The 15,355-nt window shown below is 67.8% G+C and carries 18 protein-coding genes; 8 read left to right on the top strand and 10 right to left on the bottom strand.

Annotated features, from left to right (window positions below; translation table 11 throughout):
- Positions 1-29: 29 nt before the first annotated feature.
- Entirely contained in the window at positions 30-569 is a 540-nt protein-coding gene (locus tag ACNS88_RS04015; RefSeq protein WP_435094137.1) for a multiprotein bridging factor aMBF1, read from the bottom strand.
- 157 nt (positions 570-726) lie between these two features.
- On the opposite strand from ACNS88_RS04015, the gene aroA reads away from it, so the two are divergent.
- Positions 727-2,094: a 3-phosphoshikimate 1-carboxyvinyltransferase gene (gene aroA, locus ACNS88_RS04010; protein WP_435094135.1), complete on the top strand. Its 1,368-nt coding sequence runs from the start codon at positions 727-729 to the stop codon at positions 2,092-2,094.
- Between the two features lie 404 nt (positions 2,095-2,498).
- Here the strand turns inward: aroA and ACNS88_RS04005 are convergent, their stop codons facing one another.
- The 6 genes from ACNS88_RS04005 to ACNS88_RS03980 all read right to left on the bottom strand — a co-directional run bounded on the left by ACNS88_RS04005 (position 2,499) and on the right by ACNS88_RS03980 (position 6,973).
- Positions 2,499-3,512, bottom strand: a complete 1,014-nt coding sequence (locus ACNS88_RS04005; RefSeq protein WP_435094133.1) for a presenilin family intramembrane aspartyl protease PSH — start codon at positions 3,510-3,512, stop codon at positions 2,499-2,501.
- Positions 3,513-4,080: 568 nt separating this feature from the next.
- Positions 4,081-4,887 carry a carbon-nitrogen family hydrolase gene (locus ACNS88_RS04000; protein WP_435094131.1) on the bottom strand — a complete coding sequence of 269 codons (807 nt, stop codon included), beginning with the start codon at positions 4,885-4,887 and terminating at the stop codon, positions 4,081-4,083.
- A complete protein-coding gene (locus ACNS88_RS03995) occupies positions 4,884-5,312 on the bottom strand; it encodes an SRPBCC family protein (RefSeq protein ID WP_435094129.1) in 429 nt (142 codons plus the stop codon). Before ACNS88_RS03995 ends, ACNS88_RS04000 begins: the two co-directional genes overlap by 4 nt.
- An 84-nt stretch (positions 5,313-5,396) precedes the next feature.
- Entirely contained in the window at positions 5,397-5,624 is a 228-nt protein-coding gene (locus ACNS88_RS03990) for a DUF7123 family protein (RefSeq protein ID WP_007998354.1), read from the bottom strand.
- Between the two features lie 51 nt (positions 5,625-5,675).
- A complete protein-coding gene (locus ACNS88_RS03985) occupies positions 5,676-5,858 on the bottom strand; it encodes a DUF7525 family protein (protein WP_435094127.1) in 183 nt (60 codons plus the stop codon).
- Positions 5,859-5,941: 83 nt separating this feature from the next.
- Positions 5,942-6,973 carry a PhoU domain-containing protein gene (locus ACNS88_RS03980; protein ID WP_435094125.1) on the bottom strand — a complete coding sequence of 344 codons (1,032 nt, stop codon included), beginning with the start codon at positions 6,971-6,973 and terminating at the stop codon, positions 5,942-5,944.
- 158 nt (positions 6,974-7,131) lie between these two features.
- Here ACNS88_RS03980 and ACNS88_RS03975 point away from each other — a divergent pair, with 158 nt between their 5' ends.
- Positions 7,132-7,491: a response regulator gene (locus tag ACNS88_RS03975; RefSeq protein WP_435094123.1), complete on the top strand. Its 360-nt coding sequence runs from the start codon at positions 7,132-7,134 to the stop codon at positions 7,489-7,491.
- 35 nt (positions 7,492-7,526) lie between these two features.
- Here the strand turns inward: ACNS88_RS03975 and ACNS88_RS03970 are convergent, their stop codons facing one another.
- Positions 7,527-7,907, bottom strand: a complete 381-nt coding sequence (locus tag ACNS88_RS03970; protein ID WP_435094121.1) for a DUF7522 family protein — start codon at positions 7,905-7,907, stop codon at positions 7,527-7,529.
- 101 nt (positions 7,908-8,008) lie between these two features.
- On the opposite strand from ACNS88_RS03970, the gene aglJ reads away from it, so the two are divergent.
- From aglJ to ACNS88_RS03945, 5 genes are all read left to right on the top strand, one after another.
- Positions 8,009-8,941, top strand: a complete 933-nt coding sequence (gene aglJ, locus ACNS88_RS03965; protein WP_435094119.1) for an S-layer glycoprotein N-glycosyltransferase AglJ — start codon at positions 8,009-8,011, stop codon at positions 8,939-8,941.
- Positions 8,942-9,008: 67 nt separating this feature from the next.
- On the top strand, positions 9,009-10,115 hold the full coding sequence (locus ACNS88_RS03960; protein ID WP_435094117.1) for an AI-2E family transporter: 1,107 nt from the start codon (positions 9,009-9,011) through the stop codon (positions 10,113-10,115).
- A 65-nt stretch (positions 10,116-10,180) separates the two neighbouring features.
- Positions 10,181-11,332, top strand: coding sequence for an FtsZ/tubulin family protein (locus tag ACNS88_RS03955; protein ID WP_435094116.1), 1,152 nt, complete (start codon positions 10,181-10,183; stop codon positions 11,330-11,332).
- A gap of 71 nt (positions 11,333-11,403) precedes the next feature.
- A complete protein-coding gene (locus tag ACNS88_RS03950) occupies positions 11,404-12,138 on the top strand; it encodes a profilin-fold protein (RefSeq protein ID WP_435094114.1) in 735 nt (244 codons plus the stop codon).
- Positions 12,139-12,750: 612 nt separating this feature from the next.
- Positions 12,751-13,971, top strand: coding sequence for a 5-(carboxyamino)imidazole ribonucleotide synthase (locus ACNS88_RS03945; protein ID WP_435094112.1), 1,221 nt, complete (start codon positions 12,751-12,753; stop codon positions 13,969-13,971).
- 18 nt (positions 13,972-13,989) lie between these two features.
- Here ACNS88_RS03945 and ACNS88_RS03940 read toward each other — a convergent pair whose 3' ends face one another.
- Both ACNS88_RS03940 and ACNS88_RS03935 read right to left on the bottom strand, forming a co-directional pair.
- Positions 13,990-14,241, bottom strand: coding sequence for a type II toxin-antitoxin system HicA family toxin (locus tag ACNS88_RS03940; protein WP_435094110.1), 252 nt, complete (start codon positions 14,239-14,241; stop codon positions 13,990-13,992).
- A 1-nt stretch (position 14,242) separates the two neighbouring features.
- The gene (locus ACNS88_RS03935; protein WP_435094108.1) at positions 14,243-14,512 is read right to left on the bottom strand and encodes a type II toxin-antitoxin system HicB family antitoxin; all 270 of its coding nucleotides are present in this window, start codon (positions 14,510-14,512) and stop codon (positions 14,243-14,245) included.
- A 169-nt stretch (positions 14,513-14,681) separates the two neighbouring features.
- Between ACNS88_RS03935 and purE the strand changes: the two genes are divergently transcribed.
- Positions 14,682-15,296 carry a 5-(carboxyamino)imidazole ribonucleotide mutase gene (gene purE / locus ACNS88_RS03930; protein WP_435094106.1) on the top strand — a complete coding sequence of 205 codons (615 nt, stop codon included), beginning with the start codon at positions 14,682-14,684 and terminating at the stop codon, positions 15,294-15,296.
- Positions 15,297-15,355 lie beyond the last annotated feature (59 nt).

Genomic DNA, 15,355 nt, shown 5'->3' with positions numbered 1-15,355 from the left:
AGAACGGAGGAGACCGGATCGACGCTGCGTCAGTCCTTCCGCTTCACCACGTCGCCGAGCGTCATCGTCCCGGAATCGCCGTTGTCCCAGTCGGCGTCCTCGACGGAGTCGCCTTCGACCAGCGAGATGTCGAGCTCGCGCTCCAGCTTCCGCTGGACGTCGTCGGTGGGGAGCGTGTCGCCGCGCTCCAGCTTTCGGATGAGGCTCGCCTTCTCGTTGAGCTGGTCGGCCAGCTCCTCCTGACTGAGGCCGCGGGACTCGCGGGCGTCGCGGATCCGGTCGTCGTAGTCGGTCGCGACCTCGTCCATGTCGTCGAACATGTCGCGCGGTCGGGTCGACCCGCCCGACGAGCCGGACGACCCGGACGACCCGGACGACCCGCCCGACGAGCCGGACGAGGTCCCGGTGCTCGAACTCGTGGAGTACTTGCTGCCACCGGAGCCGGTGGACTCGTCGCGGACCTCGGTACCGAAGTCCGTACACGAGCTACACAGCTCCAGTTCGGCGCCTTCGACCTTCGTCGTCGTCAGCGAGGCCTCGTCGGCGCCACACATCTCACACTGGGGCATACGCGACGGTAGCGCTCCCGGTCGTATAAAGGGTGCGCCGGCGCCTCGCCGGCGGGCCCCCGGTCACCGATCCGATCGCTGAACCGCACCGCGAAACCCGCCTGCAGAAACGTGCCGCGGCCGGTACCCACTTGTCGCCGCGGGCGGCAAGGGACGTATGGACGTTCACGTCACCACCTCGACCGTGCGGGGGACGACCCGCGCGCCGCCATCAAAGAGCTACACCCACCGCGCGCTGCTGGCCGCGGGATACAGCGACGGCGCGACCGTGCGTTCCCCGCTCGTCTCGGCCGACACGAAGGCGACCGCCCGAGCCGTGACCGCCTTCGGCGGGGCGGTCGAGCCGGGGCCCGAATCCGGGACCGCCATCGACGACGCCGACGCGCTCACCGTCGACGGCTTCGGGGGGCGCCCCGCTGTCCCCGACGACGTGATCGACTGCGCGAACTCTGGGACGACGATGCGGCTCGTCACCGCCGCGGCCGCGCTCGCGGACGGGAGCACTGTGTTGACGGGAGACGGATCCCTCCGATCGCGCCCCCAGGGACCCCTTCTGGAGGCGCTCGGCGACCTCGGCGTGCGCGCGGAGTCGACTCGCGGGAACGGACAGGCGCCGCTCGTCGTGAGCGGGCCGCTCGCGGGCGGCGAGGTCGCGATCCCGGGCGACGTTTCCTCGCAGTACGTCACGGCCCTGCTGATGGCCGGCGCGGTCACCGACGAGGGGGTCGCAATCGACCTCACGACGCCACTTAAATCGGCCCCGTACGTCGACATCACGCTCGAACTGCTCGACGACTTCGGGATCGAGGCCACGCCCGTCGACGACGGCGGCGACGCGCTCGACGGCGCGGCCGGCGCGGCGGGCTTCGTCGTCGACGGCGGGCAGTCGTACGCGCCCGCGGGCGGGAGCTACACCGTCCCCGGCGACTTCTCCTCCATCTCGTATCTGGTCGCCGCCGGCGCGGTCGCCGCCGAGCCGGGCGAGCCGGTCCGAATCGAGGGGGCCGTGCCGAGCGCCCAGGGCGACTCCGCGATCGTCGCGGTCGTCGAGCGCATGGGCGCGGACATCGAGTGGGACCGCGAGGCGGGCGTCATCACCGTTCGGCGCTCCGCGCTGTCGGGTGTCGAGGTCGACGTGGGCGACACGCCCGATCTGCTCCCCACGATCGCCGCGCTCGGCGCGGTCGCCGACGGCGACACCCGAATCACGAACTGCGAGCACGTCCGGTACAAGGAGACGGACCGCGTCTCGGCGATGGCCGAGGAACTGGAGACGCTGGGCGCCAAGACGACCGAGGAGCCGGACGTCCTGACGGTCCACGGCTCCGAGAGCGACCTCCGCGCCGCGAGCGTCGACGGGCGCGCCGACCACCGGATCGTGATGTCGCTCGCGGTGGCCGCGCTCGTTGCCGAGGGCACCACGACGATCCGCGGCGGCGAACACGTCGACGTCTCCTTCCCGAACTTCTTCGAGGCGATGGCTGACCTCGGGATGGCGGTCGAGCGCGACGCCGCGGGCGAGTAGCGCCCGGAAGTGGGTTATAAATGCGACGCGGTGAGCGCTCGCAGAGCGCGAACCGCGAGGCTGGGGTGGCGTGAGGTGCGGTGCCGTGCGGGGTGGGACTCAAAGGGGCAGCCGGCGGCTCCGCCGCCGGCGACACCGCAACGAAGGAGCGTCAGCGACTGAGTGAGGAGCGCAGCGAGCCACGCGAGTCCCGCGAGCAACGCGAGCGGGACCACGAACGTCGCAGCCCGCGCAGCGAAGCGAGCAGGAACGACGTTCGGAGGTCCTCGCGGCTGGGGCTTTGGAGGTGTTCGCCGCCGATCTGTCGCCACCGATTTATAAGCGAGTCCTGGGACTTTGGAGGCGTCCACCATTCATCCCCGATCAATCACGTATGAAAAGCCGACAACAACACCAGATTCGACTTAGAAGAACCCGGCCAGCCCAACCGCCTCGATCAGCGGGACGCCGGCGACGACAGAGCCGATCAGGTAGCCGCCGATCGCGCCGCCGTTTAAGAGGGGAAGCCCGGCGTGCGGCCGTCCCTTGATCACCCAGCTCATCAGGACCAACAGCCCCGCGAGGCTGCCGACCATCGCGAGCAGCGCGGGGACGTTGATCCCGATCAGCGGCACGTCGAGGGCCGCGGCCGGCGAGAACGTCGCCGCGCTCGCCACGAGCACGGTCGGGATCACGGCGTCGCCGAGCCCGATGAAGAACGCGTCGCGGTCCTCGATGTCGGTCGGTTCCGAGACGTCTGTACCGGCGTCCGGGGGCGCGTCGGGCTCCTCGTCGCCGTCGGCGCTGTCGGAGTCGGCTTCATTTTCGTCGCCGTCGGTCGAATCGTCCTCTGGTTCCGGATCCTCCCCCAGAAGCGAGTACGAAAGCGACAGGGGAATCACGAGCACCACGGGGATGTTCAGATCCATCACGCCCTCCGCGAGCGACAGCATGTGTTCGGTGCCGTACACCGAGATCGCATCGTACACCGCGAGGAAGGCCAACAGCAGGAGGGCGGGCAACAGCCCGAACGAGATACCGAACAGCCCCGCCGCGCCCGCGCCCATCAACACGCCGGCAGCGTCGATCACGTACCACTCGGGGTACACGAGCAAGGCGACGCCGACCGCGATCGCCGGCACGGCGGCCGCGAGCGGCGAGACCAGCGCGGAGAAGACGTACCACGAGAGCCACGCGGAGACGCCGACGATCAGCAGCCGGATCCCCTGATCGAGGTCGTAGCGGAACGCGGCGAGCATCAGTCCCGTCATGGCGATGATCGCGGCGATATACACGAGACTGTTCGTCGGGTTCTCCGGGTTCTCGACCGCTTGATAGCCGCTCTCTGCGAACTCCGGCACCAGCGCCAACGCGCCCAGCTGAACGACGAGGAACAGGCCCACGACGAAGGCGACGCCGCGGTACTCGCGGGGGAACATTCGACCGTCGGTTCGGCATCCGAGGGTTTCGTCCTTGCGCTTCGGCTCGGTCCGATTCGTCTCCGTCGCTATGGGGCGACGGTGCGAGACCGAGAAAGGGGGTTGAGTACGTGCGAGACCGAGAAACGGGGTCGGGTACGGTGTGGGAGCGGGTGAACCCGAGCCCGAAAGCCGACGGACGACGGACGGCGGAAGCGAGTCTCCGGCCGGCCCGCCCGAAAACGGGGTGGGACCCGCCGGTTGCGCCCGCGGCGTTTATCGCTACTTCGAGCGGCGTAAGTAGCTACCGCTCGAGTTATCGGAACTGATTCCGCACTGCTCTCGAACGCTGCTGTCGACGAGGAAGGGGGAGAGAGGCGAGGGCCGCGGCGAAAGGCGAAGCGGAAGAGTGAACGACGGGAGGCGGGCGGGCGACGGCCGAACAGCGGACCCCCGGGCTGTCACCGGCATCGTCGCCCGAGTGGTCGGGACGGGCGCGTGGTTTTCTCACCGAACTCCAACGAGAAAAGCGTTGGACCTCGGTATATGTTGGTTGTCGCTTCTCACGTATAAATGAGACGGTCCGTACCTACCGACGATCGCGCAGCGCAGGGAACTCCTCGCGCACCGCGGCCACGCGGTCCGGGTCGACCTCGGCGGTCACGGTCGTCGGCTCCTCGCCCGCCGACGCCAGCGTCGTCCCCCACGGATCGTAGACGGTCGTCCGGCCGCAGAGCGCGTCGCCGTCGAACGCGCCGCTCCCGTTGACAGTCGCGACGTACGTCAGGTTCTCTATCGCCCGCGCCCGGCCGAGCGTCCGCCAGTGCTCCACGCGCGGGTACGGCCACGCGCTCGGCACCAGCACGCACTCGATGCCCGCCTCGGTCATCCGACGGAACTGCTCGGGGAACCGGAGGTCGTAGCAGGTCGTCACGCCGACGCGAACGCCCTCGATCTCCGTCACTGGCTCCCGATCGCCGGGGACCATTCGATCGGTCTCCTCGGAGCCGTAGCCGAAGAGGTGACGCTTCCGGTAGACGAGCCGACGCTCGCCGCTCCGGTCGAACAGCACTGCGGTGTTCGCGAGCGCGTCGTCGGCCGGCACGTCGAGCCCGTCAGCCGCGGACGCGCTGAGATCCTCAACGACGGTCCCCGCCAGCACGTTCACGTCGGCCTCGGCGGCGACCGCGGCGAACCGGCTCAGCCGGTCACCGGCGATGCTCTCGGCCGCGCGGGCGTACGAGTCGAACGCGAAGTATCCCACGTCGAACAGCTCCGGGAGAACGACCAGGTCGGCCCCGTCGGCCGCCGCCTCGCGAACCGCCTCGATCGCGGCTGTGACGTTGTCTTCGACGGCGCCTCCCTCGACGCCGAGCTGGACGCAGGCGAGCCTCATGCCGTCGTTCCGAACGACGCGCGGAGGGCGTCTTCCAAGTTGTCCAGCTCCTCGTCGAAGTTGCGCTTGAAGAACGATTCGACGCCCGGCAGCTGACCGTCGACCACGAACTCGTTGGCCAGCCGACAGCCGTCGTCGGTTTCGGTGATCGTGTGCTCGCCGGTGACGCGGAAGGCGCTCGACTTGCCGACGAACTTCACTCGGGTCGGTGGCTCGCACACGACCTCCTCCGTCTCGACGGAGATGGTCAACCGGATCATCGGGATCGGGAGCCCGACGTGCCACGTCGCCCGCCCGTCACCGTGTACCTCGAAGGTGTCGACGACGCTTATGGCCCCTGCGCGCTGCTCGGCATCCGAGATGAACGCCCACACGTCCTCGGCGGGGGCGTCGAACTCGAACGTTCGCGAGACTCGGACGGTCATACGATTCCGTTTGGGGCTACGGGGGTTAAAAACACGCGAGTCGAGCGGGAGGGGATCGGATCGGGCCGACGGGAGGAACCCATCTCAGCCCTGCGGAGTCACGCGCCATGTCGTCGACCGCGCGCGGCCCCACTTCTCGATATCTACGTCGTCGGACTTCTCGGCGAGACGGGGGAGCCGAGAGCCGACCTGCTTGGCGGTGAGGCCGATCGCGTCGGCGATCGTCTTCGAGCGGACGTACCGCTCGCCACGGGTGACGCTGTCCGTGAGGTACGCGAGGATGCGCTGCTCTTCCTCGGTGTACTCGCTCATACACGGAAGATGGCGGCAAACGTCCTTAACGGTTTCTCGTCTGGGCCGTGTTCAGCCGAAGATCTGGACCGCGACGACCGAACAGAGGGCGAAGACGAACGCCGCCCCGAACCCCCACGCCTTTCCGAGCTGCGTCGGGTGGCCGAACAGCACGACAGCGCCGACGACGGCGATCGCGCCCAACGCGAGCGCCACGCCGACGTCCTTGTCAGACTCGATAGATGCTTCGCTCATACTCGACGCTTTGCGGGGGGCTACTTAGTTCATGCGAACGTGGGGACTCAGACACCGGTGCGGGAGTCGGAATTGGGCCCGAATCAGATGATCTCGACGTGCTCGGAGGCCTCGTTGAGCGCGAGGTTCGCGGCGATCTCGGCGTTCCGCATCGCGTACTCGGCGGTGTGCTGGAGGCTGACGAGTACCTCGCGGGTCATCAACAGGGTGTCGTTGTCGAGGTCGCTCGGCAGTTCCCCGAGGATCTCCTGCTCGCGGTCCTCGAGCCGGGAGAACAGCTCGCGACACTCGACCGTGAGGTCGTAGTCGCGCTCGACGACCGCCCGCACGGCGAGCGCAGTCAGCTCGTCCACCTGGTCGGTGAACTCGCGGATCTGCCGCATGGTCGCGCTGTCGACGTCGAGCGTGTGGCCCTCCGCCTCCATCACGATGTCGGCGATGTCCTCCGCGTTGTCGGCGGTGAGTTCGAGGTTCTTCGCGACCGATCGGTAGCCGATGAGCGGGAACCCCTCTTCTAACCCGACCGCTCGGGCGAGGTTCGGGTTCTGGTACGCCGTGAAGATGAGCCGGAGCAGGAGCACGAAGATCTTGTTGGCCTGTCGCTCCCGGTTGAGCGCACGCTGGGCCAAGTCGGGGTTGCCGTGCGCGAGCGCCTTCACGGCCTCGCCGCGCATGGTCGACCCCGTGTTCTCCAGCCGTTCGAGGAGGTTGTCGAGGGTGAAGTCCTCGGGGTCGACGGAACACCGGATCGAGATGTCCGAGGGCGTCTCCTCGATGACGCCGAGCCCCATCAGCTGCGTCTCGGCCTTATAAACGGCGTTGATGTGTTCGCTGTCGAGCGTCCCTTCGCTGCGGACGTGGATCACGCGCCGCCCGAGGACGTACTGCGCGACGATGGCGCGTTCGAGCGACTGCGCGTCGAGCCCGTCGGCGTTGATCACCGCCTTCGACTCTTCCGTGCTCACCGACTCCGGGAGGACCGTGAGGGTGCCCTTGCCGCCCATCCGCAGCGACACCTCGTCGCCCTTGTTCACGCCGTGCTCCTTCGCCCACTCAGCGGGGAGGGTCATCGCCAGCGTCGACGGGCCCAACCGCTGAACTTTCCGCGTTTCCATACGACTTGATACCGCCGGATGCACCTTAACCTTATTCGTATGTTCATTATACGCTTTCTCGAATATACAAGGTGTTCTCTCGCGCCGTCGACGAGGGGACTGTCGCCGGCCACCGGTTGATCCGCGCGCTTATGCCGTTCAGTCGCCCACGGATAGGCATGACCGAGCGGGTACTCGTCGTCGACGACTCTTCGTTCCAGCGGACCGTCGTCCGGGACGCGCTGGAGGGTCCCTTCGAAGTGGTCGACGAGGCGGAGAACGGCGCGGAGGCGGTGGAGCTGTTCGAGGCGTACGAACCGGACGCGGTGTCGATGGACGTCGTCATGCCCGAGATGACCGGAATCGAGGCGACGGCCGCGATCAAGGACCGCTGGCCCGGCGCGGTGATCGTGATGTGCACGAGCGTCGACCAGCAGGAGAAGCTGATGGAGGCGGTAAAGGCCGGCGCCGACGGCTACGTGACGAAGCCGGTCGACGCCGACCGGCTGGTCCCGGAGATACAGAGTCACTTCGGCTGAGGTCCGGAGACTGTGGGGAGGCCAGTGCGCCTCCGCTACGCCGGGTCGAACGACCGCAGGATAGACGCGAGCGCGCTCGCGAGTTCCTCGAAGCGGTCGATCTCCATCGAGTCGGTCGTCACCCAGATCCCGTGGCCGTTGGCGATGACGCGCGTGAGGTAGCCGTTTTCGAACACGCGGACCGTGAACTGGTAGTCACCGAGTTGCGTGTCGGCGTACAGCGACTGCGCGTGGAACCCGTGCCGCTCGCTCTCTGCGAAGCCCACGAGGTCGGCCGTCCGGCTCAGATCGCTGCGGAGGTAGAGCTGATCGACGTCCTCCTCGGTGAAATAGGTGAGGCTCCGTAGCTCGTCTCCGGTGGCGGTCCGCGCCGCGCTGAGCAGTTCCTCGACGCCGGAGTCCGGTGGATGTGTCATGCTACCACGATCGAGCGTCTGGTACATGAGCGTGTGGGTGCCCGCAGCGATTTCGATTCGGAAGGACAGAGTTTAGCAACTCCCCCGATATCGACCTCGTAATGAGCGAGTACGACGACGTGTGCGTCCTGCTTCCGACGATGGACGAAGTTGAGACGGTCACGCGCGTCGTCGAGTCGTTCCGCGAGGCCGGGCTCGACGAGGTCCTCGTGATCGACGGTGGATCGACGGACGGCACGCAGGCGTCGGCTCGCGAGGCCGGAGCTCGCGTCGTCGAGCAGTCCGGGCGGGGGAAGGGACAGGCCGTCAGGGAGGCGGTCAGCGAACACATCGACGCGCCCTACGTCGTCATGGCCGACGCGGACGCGACGTACGACGCGGACGATGTCGACGTCATGCTCGATCCCCTGCTGTCCGGCGAGGCGGACCACGTCATCGGGAACCGCTTCGCGGATATGCGTCCGGGCGCGATGACGCGGCTGAACCGGATCGGAAACCGGATTATCAACGTCTCGTTCCGCGTAATCCACGGCAAGCGCTACCGAGATATCCTCTCCGGCTACCGGGCGTTCACTCGCGAGTCGTTCAGCAGACTCCATCTCACCGCCGACGGGTTCGGGGTCGAGACCGAGATGGCGGTCGAGTGCGTGAAAAACCGGCAGTCGGTCGCGGTCGTCCCGGTCACCTACCGCGACCGTCCCGGCGGTTCCGCCACCAACCTCCATCCGCTCCGGGACGGCGGCGTGATCTTCCTCGAACTGTACCGGAAGGCGAAGACGAACAACCCGTTGTTCTACTTCGGCAGCCTCGGCGCGCTCTCGACGAGTGCCGGGGCGCTCATGACCGGGTACGTGCTCTACGACTGGGTCGTCAACGGGGTCACCCACGAGATAATCGCGATCGGCGCCGTCGGGGCCGCGGTCTTAGGGATCCAGCTGCTGATCTTCGGCTTCCTCGCCGACATGATCCTCTCGCTCCACCGCGAGCAGGTGGCGCGCTACGAGCGCGCGGTTGACGACGGTCCGGGCCAATGAACGGTTCTCTCTTCTCCGAATCGGTCGAGCCCCCATAGTTTATGTCCGACCGCCGAGAGGAACCGCCATGGACGAAAAGCGCTTCGTCATCGCCCTCTTCGGACTCGTCGTCGCGCTGCTCGTCGGGTTCATCGCCTACCGGTTCATCGCCCCGCTCACCGTCGCCGTCTTCCTTTACTACTCCACCCGGCGCCTCTTCGACCGCCTCGAGCGCTTCAGGCTCCCCGCGAGGGTCCGGGCGGTGGCTTCCCTGTCGCTGATCGGAATCCCGCTTATCGGACTCTTAAGCTACACCGTGCTGTTGCTGCTGGTCGAAGCGCGCCGGTTCATCGACCAGTATCCGGTCGCCGAGACGGTCGGCGCCGAGAACTCGTGGGTCGGCGACCTCGCCGCCCTCTCGAACCCGACGTTCGATGGGGTCATGCAGGCCTACCAGTCCGGGCAGCTCGATCCGCTCATAACCATCGTCTCCGAGCAGGCGGGGCTGCTGGCGGGCGTGCTCTCTGGGTTCGCGTTGAACCTCCTCATCACGATCGTCGTCACCTACTACCTGCTGCTCGACGGCTCGAAGTTCCACGAGTGGCTGCTCTCGTTCGACGACGACGCCGTCGTCCGCGAGTACTTGGAGGCGGTCGACGCCGAGCTGGAGGCGGTGTTGTACGGGAACCTGCTCAACGTCATCGCTATCTCGATCATCGCCGTCGTGACCTACACCGGCTACAACGTGATCGCGCCCGATCTCGTCGAGGTGCCGTACCCGGCACTTGCGGGCGCGCTCACGGGTGTTGCCAGCCTGATCCCCGTTATCGGGATGAAGATCGTGTACCTCCCGCTCGCGGCGGTGACCGCGGTTCCGGCGGTTCTCGGCGACGAGATCGCAGCACTCGTGTACGTCGCCGGGTTCCTCGTCGTCGCCGCGGTCGTCGTCGACACGATCCCCGATATCGTGCTCCGACCTTACTTCAGCGGGGAGACGACCCACGTCGGGCTGCTCATGCTCGCGTACATCTTCGGGCCGGTCGTGTTCGGATTCCACGGGCTGTTCCTCGCGCCGATCGTGCTCGTGTTGGCGCTCACGTTCGCCGACACCGCCCTGATACGACTGCTCGGCGGTGACCCCGAGGAGGTCGGTCCCGAGGTGCCGCGCGGACAGCGGCGACTCGACGAGTTCTGATCGAGCATCGGGACCCGGCGCTCGGGGCGAAAACATAAACGCTCGCCTGCCGACCGGGGTGACGTATGCGTGTACACGTCATCGGTCTCGGGGGCGCCGGCGGTCGGATCGCCGACCGCCTCGCGGCCGACAGCGACGGGGACCGGTTCCTGCAGGGCGTCAACGCGTTCGACACCGACGCGGGCGCGCTCGGAGCCCTCCGGTCGATCGACGAGTCCCAGCGATACCGCTTCGGCGACGCGGCCGGCGGGGGTAGCCTCGACGGCGACCTCCACGCGGCTCGGCGGCTCGGCGACGCGCACGCCAGCGAACTCGGCCGGGCGATGGACGACCAGCAGCCGTCGCTCGCGGAGGCGTTCGTCCTCGTCGTCGGGCTCGGCGGAGGCGCGGGTGCGGGCGTCGCACCGGCGCTGGCCGAGGAGCTGTCGCGGCTCTACGACGTCCCCGTTTACGCCGTCGGGCTGCTCCCCACGCCCGCCGAATCCGAACCCGGCGACCCCGACCCGGCCCACGCGAACGCGGTCGGAGACGGCTCTGAAACTCACCCCCCGAACAGACCCCTCGCGGAGAAGAACGCGGCGCGGACCCTCGACGCGCTCTCCGACCGGTGCGCGGCGATCGTCCCCTTCGACAACGACGAGTGGCTCCGCCCCGGAGAGTCGCTCGCCGACGCTCGCGACCGACTGAACGGGGTCGTCAGCGAGCGTCTTGCGGCGCTGTTCGGCGCCGGCGAGGCGGGCGACGCGGCCTCGACGCCCCAGCAGGTGCTCGACGCGAGCGACGTGGCCCGGGCGGTCGGCGACGACGGCGAGATCGCCGTTATCGGTCACGCGACGCAGGCGGTCGAGCCGTCTGAGTCGGGATCGCGGTTCGGGCTCGGACTGTTCGGCTCCTCGGAGCCGGCAGAGGTCGACACGAGCGCCGCGGTGTCGGCGATCGAGACGACGATCCGGAAGGCGGCTCGCGGGAAGTCGACGGTCGAGGTCCCCGACGGGCGGGCCGACCGAACCCTGCTCGTGGTCGGCGGCCCGCCGGCGTGGCTCAACCGCGAGGCGATCGCGGACGGGCGGCGGTGGCTCGCCGACGAGACTGGCTCCGGCGCGATTTTGAGCGGCGACGCCCCGGTTCCGGGCGGCGACGAGGTGTTCGCGGTGGTCGTGCGGTCGGGGATCGACGAGCCGGAGCGGATCCGCGAGATCCGCGAGTCGATCGCCTGACCGCCGGGTGCCGGTCGTCGTTGCCCTCGGAGACCCGAACTCGTTAACAGGGTGAGGCGCCCAGTACGCCCGTGACCACCCACGCCGACCTCGGGCTCGACCTCGACGTGCGCGACACGGACGCGGTCGCCGACCGGCGCGACGACCTCGTCGCGACCGTGCGGGACCACGCCGGAACGATCGCCTACCAGCTCGCCCGGCTGCAGGGCGGTGACTACGGCCGACAGGAGCTGTCGACGCCGGGCGGAACGTGGACCGTCAAACACGAGGCCGGCGAGCTGGAGTTCCTGCTGTTCTCGCCGAAGTCGGGCTCGGACGTGTACGTGATCTCGACGAAACGGCCGCCCGAACCCGCCGCTCTGGCGACCGCGCTCGAGGACTACGCGAACTTCGTCGCGGCGTGGAACGAGTGGGTCGGATCGCTGTCGGGCGTCCTTGACGACGTGAGTGCCGAGTTCCCGGAGCCGGCCTCGACCGACGGGGTCGTCGCCGAGCGCGATCGCGTGTTAGATCGCGTGCGCGACACCTGCTCGGTGATGGCCGGCGAGATACACCGCTACGAGGGCGACGACTACGGGACGTTCACCGCCCGCGTCGACGGCGACCGATGGGAGCTGAAGTGGGACGAGGGGACCGTTTCGTACCTCCGTGTCGGCGGGTCGGGCGGCCTCTATCTCCTCTCGCAGTACGAGGCGCCGTCCGCCGCCGACGTGCGCGAGTACGTCGACTCGTTCCGAGGGTTCGTCGACGCGTACAACGAGTTCGTCGCGGAGCTGGAAAGCGATCTCGAGGTAGTCGAGCTGTAGGCGCCGGGAACCGACTGTGAGCGATAACGGGAGTACGTGTGTCAGTGTGGTTGATCGGTTGTTTATAAGTCGGATCGGGGTGTTGCTGTCGGCCGTTTATTTGTGATCGACACTTCTGCGGTGACGGCCTCCAAAGCCCCAGCCGCTGCGGACGGCGCACGCTCGCTGCGCTCCTCGTCACTCGCTCCGCTCGTTCCTGCGGTGCTTACGTCGCCTGCGCCGTCCGCAGCGGCTGCCCCTTTGAGTCCCGCCCCGCAACCGCACAGCACCTCTCACCTCCCCAGCCTCGTCGCTGGCGCCGCCGGCGCCAGCGACTCCCTCGCGCGGCGCTCCTCGCGCCCTAGGGGCACTCGGAGGCGCGCGCCACCGCACCGTATTTATAAACGATTACCACGGTCGCTCACAGTTGTTTAAATACTCTATCGCGCCCAGCGATCTGCAATACCCACTCCCGTGATCGAGCAAGAACCACGCCTCAGCGATCACCTGCTCTATCCTGCCCTCCGTCTGCAGAAGAATATTCCAACAGAGCGGCGTAGTCTAAACACGATCGTGTACAATATACCGCCCAATGTGAGAATATTTATGCAGTAACGTCCGGTACCGCCGCGTATGACGATCACTCTGCCGGGACCGACGCTCGGCGTCGTCGGCGGCGGACAGCTCGGTCGGATGATGGGCGAGGCGGTCGCGCCGCTCGGCGTCGACGTCGTCGTGTTGGACCCGACGCCCGACTGTCCGGCCAGCCCCGTCGTCAGCGACCAGATCGTGGGCGGTTTCGACGACGCCGACGCGATCCACGAACTGGCGAGCCGGGTCGACGCCCTGACCTTCGAGATCGAACTGGCCGACCCGGACCTGATGGCCGAGGCGGCCGCCGAACACGACGTTCCCGTCCATCCCGATCCGGACACGCTCCGCACTATTCAGGACAAACTCGTGCAGAAGGAGGCGCTGGTCGACGCCGGGATCCCCGTCCCCGAGTTCGTCGCGGTCGCCACCGCCGAGGGGCTCGAACGCGTCGTCGAGGAGTACGGTGGCGTCATGCTGAAGGCCCGCGAGGGCGGGTACGACGGCCGCGGGAACGTGCCTGTCGACGACCCCGCGGACGCGACCGACGCGCTCGACGAGATCGGCGGGAACGCGATGGCCGAGGAGTTCCTCGACTTCGAGCGCGAGATCGCGGTGATGGGCCTAAAGGGGGCCGACGGCGAGACGCGGACGTACCCCGTCACCGAGACGATCCACCGCGAGGAGATCCTCCGCGAGAGCGTCGCGCCGGCCCGGACCGACGACGCGGTCGTCGCCGAGGCCGAGTCGGTCGCTCACGACGTGCTCGACGTGCTCGACGGTCGGGGCGTCTACGGGATCGAGCTGTTCGAGACCCGCGACGGCGAGGTACTCGTCAACGAGATCGCGCCGCGGCCGCACAACTCCGGCCACTGGACCATCGAGGGCGCGCGCACCTCGCAGTTCGAGAACCACGTCCGGGCCGTCCTCGGGTGGCCGCTCGGGTCGACTGACCTCGTCGCGCCCGCGGTCACGGCGAACATCCTTGGGGACGTTCACGAGAGCAGAGCTCTCGTGAGCCAACCGGAATCACCGCGTGATTCCGGTGATGTCGACGAGACCCAGCCCGCGACGCTCCGGAACGTCGATTCCGTTCTTGCGGCGGCCGACACCGACCTCCACTGGTACGGAAAAGACGACGTGCGCCCGCTCCGGAAGATGGGGCATCTGACGGCGACGGACCGAAACGTCGACGCCGACCGCGACGCACTGCTCTCGCGTGCGCGAGACCTCCGAGACGGGCTGACATTCCGGGACGCGTAGTCGCGAACCGGTTGCCACTCACGAGTTCCGGTCGATCCACCCACAGAAGGCATCGAAGTCGCGTGCCCCCGCACACTCGGCGATGTCTCTGAGCGTTCCCTCGCGAACGTTGTCGTGCAACGGGACCGTGACGTGCCTTCTGTCCGACTCGTTTGTCGGGTGCTCGTAGTAGAGCTGTGCGTGATCACCGGTGGTCCGTCGCCACTCGAAGCCGCCGCAGTTGACGAGTACCTTCACAACCTCCCGTCCGGAGAATGTGCGCCTCGCCACGCTACTCGAGAACGTCGGGGGGCTCCGTGTCTCCGGTCACGTTCTCTTCCGGGTCGATCCCGAGTTCCAGAAGCTCTTGATCGGTCGGTTCGCGGCCGGCCTCTCCACGATGGAGCGCGACGGCCTCGTCGAGGTTCTCCAGCGCGTCAGATCGGGACGTTCCCTGCGTCGTGACTCCTGTTCCAACGTCTCGGGCGATCCACCAGTCGTCTTCCCGCCAGAGTCGGATTTCGCCTTCGTGATCTGTCTCGTTTTCCGTCGAGCTCGCCATTACTGTACGGTTCGTGCGATTTCGTTGATAAGGGTTGGGCAGGCGAACGACTAGCAGGGGCGCGTCGACCTGCTTCGACCGCGTCTCTGATGGCCGTTGGGGACGAAACGTCCACTCCGGTGTCGCCGCATCCGGCACTTCCTTATCGCCCTCCGCCGAACTCCCGTCCATGACCACGGTGCAAGACCTGATCGACCGGCTCGAAGCGGAGGCGGCGGCGGACGCCGACCCGGAGACGACCCCCGACGTGGGGATCATCATGGGGTCGGATTCGGACCTTCCCGTCATGGAGGACGCCTACGAGGCGCTCGACGATCTCGGCTTCGCCGAGCAGACCGACTTCCACGACGCGCCCGACGCCCGATTCACCTACGAGAGCTACGTCGTCTCCGCACACCGGACGCCGGACCTCATGTACGCGTACGGGGAGACCGCCGCGGCTCGCGGACTCGATGTCGTGATCGCGGGCGCGGGCGGGAAGTCCGCCGACCTGCCGAACATGACCGCGTCGATCGCGTACCCGGTCCCGGTGATCGGCGTTCCGGTCCAGGAGAAGTCGGTCGACTCCGTGATCGGGATGCCCACGGGCGCCCCGATTGTCGCCGTCGACGCCGGAAAGTCGTACAACGCCGCCCTGTCGGCCGCACAGGTCCTCGCGCGCGAGCATGACACGGTCGAGGAGCGGCTCGTCGAACTCCACGACGACCGGCAAGCGGGCGTCGCGGACGTGTCGGTTAAGCTTCACGATCTCGGCATTAACGGGTTCCGCGAGCGGGACAAGTAGTACCGACCGGACAGCCGAGACGACACCGGACCCCGACCGCCCGTCTAGCTCCGTAGCCG

It is taken from the genome of Halorubrum shenae (assembly GCF_051194165.1).
Classification (GTDB): Archaea; Halobacteriota; Halobacteria; order Halobacteriales; family Haloferacaceae; genus Halorubrum.
The sequence above is the reverse complement of the archived record's forward strand: the minus strand, read 5'-3'. Positions and strand labels throughout refer to the sequence as shown.

Coding starts and splice junctions, on each gene's coding strand:
- ACNS88_RS04015 (WP_435094137.1), bottom strand. CDS start 569: ATGCCCCAGTGTGAGATGTGTGGCGCCGACGAGGCCTCGCTGACGACG.
- aroA (WP_435094135.1), top strand. CDS start 727: ATGGACGTTCACGTCACCACCTCGACCGTGCGGGGGACGACCCGCGCG.
- ACNS88_RS04005 (WP_435094133.1), bottom strand. CDS start 3,512: ATGTTCCCCCGCGAGTACCGCGGCGTCGCCTTCGTCGTGGGCCTGTTC.
- ACNS88_RS04000 (WP_435094131.1), bottom strand. CDS start 4,887: ATGAGGCTCGCCTGCGTCCAGCTCGGCGTCGAGGGAGGCGCCGTCGAA.
- ACNS88_RS03995 (WP_435094129.1), bottom strand. CDS start 5,312: ATGACCGTCCGAGTCTCGCGAACGTTCGAGTTCGACGCCCCCGCCGAG.
- ACNS88_RS03990 (WP_007998354.1), bottom strand. CDS start 5,624: ATGAGCGAGTACACCGAGGAAGAGCAGCGCATCCTCGCGTACCTCACG.
- ACNS88_RS03985 (WP_435094127.1), bottom strand. CDS start 5,858: ATGAGCGAAGCATCTATCGAGTCTGACAAGGACGTCGGCGTGGCGCTC.
- ACNS88_RS03980 (WP_435094125.1), bottom strand. CDS start 6,973: ATGGAAACGCGGAAAGTTCAGCGGTTGGGCCCGTCGACGCTGGCGATG.
- ACNS88_RS03975 (WP_435094123.1), top strand. CDS start 7,132: ATGACCGAGCGGGTACTCGTCGTCGACGACTCTTCGTTCCAGCGGACC.
- ACNS88_RS03970 (WP_435094121.1), bottom strand. CDS start 7,907: ATGACACATCCACCGGACTCCGGCGTCGAGGAACTGCTCAGCGCGGCG.
- aglJ (WP_435094119.1), top strand. CDS start 8,009: ATGAGCGAGTACGACGACGTGTGCGTCCTGCTTCCGACGATGGACGAA.
- ACNS88_RS03960 (WP_435094117.1), top strand. CDS start 9,009: ATGGACGAAAAGCGCTTCGTCATCGCCCTCTTCGGACTCGTCGTCGCG.
- ACNS88_RS03955 (WP_435094116.1), top strand. CDS start 10,181: ATGCGTGTACACGTCATCGGTCTCGGGGGCGCCGGCGGTCGGATCGCC.
- ACNS88_RS03945 (WP_435094112.1), top strand. CDS start 12,751: ATGACGATCACTCTGCCGGGACCGACGCTCGGCGTCGTCGGCGGCGGA.
- ACNS88_RS03935 (WP_435094108.1), bottom strand. CDS start 14,512: ATGGCGAGCTCGACGGAAAACGAGACAGATCACGAAGGCGAAATCCGA.
- purE (WP_435094106.1), top strand. CDS start 14,682: ATGACCACGGTGCAAGACCTGATCGACCGGCTCGAAGCGGAGGCGGCG.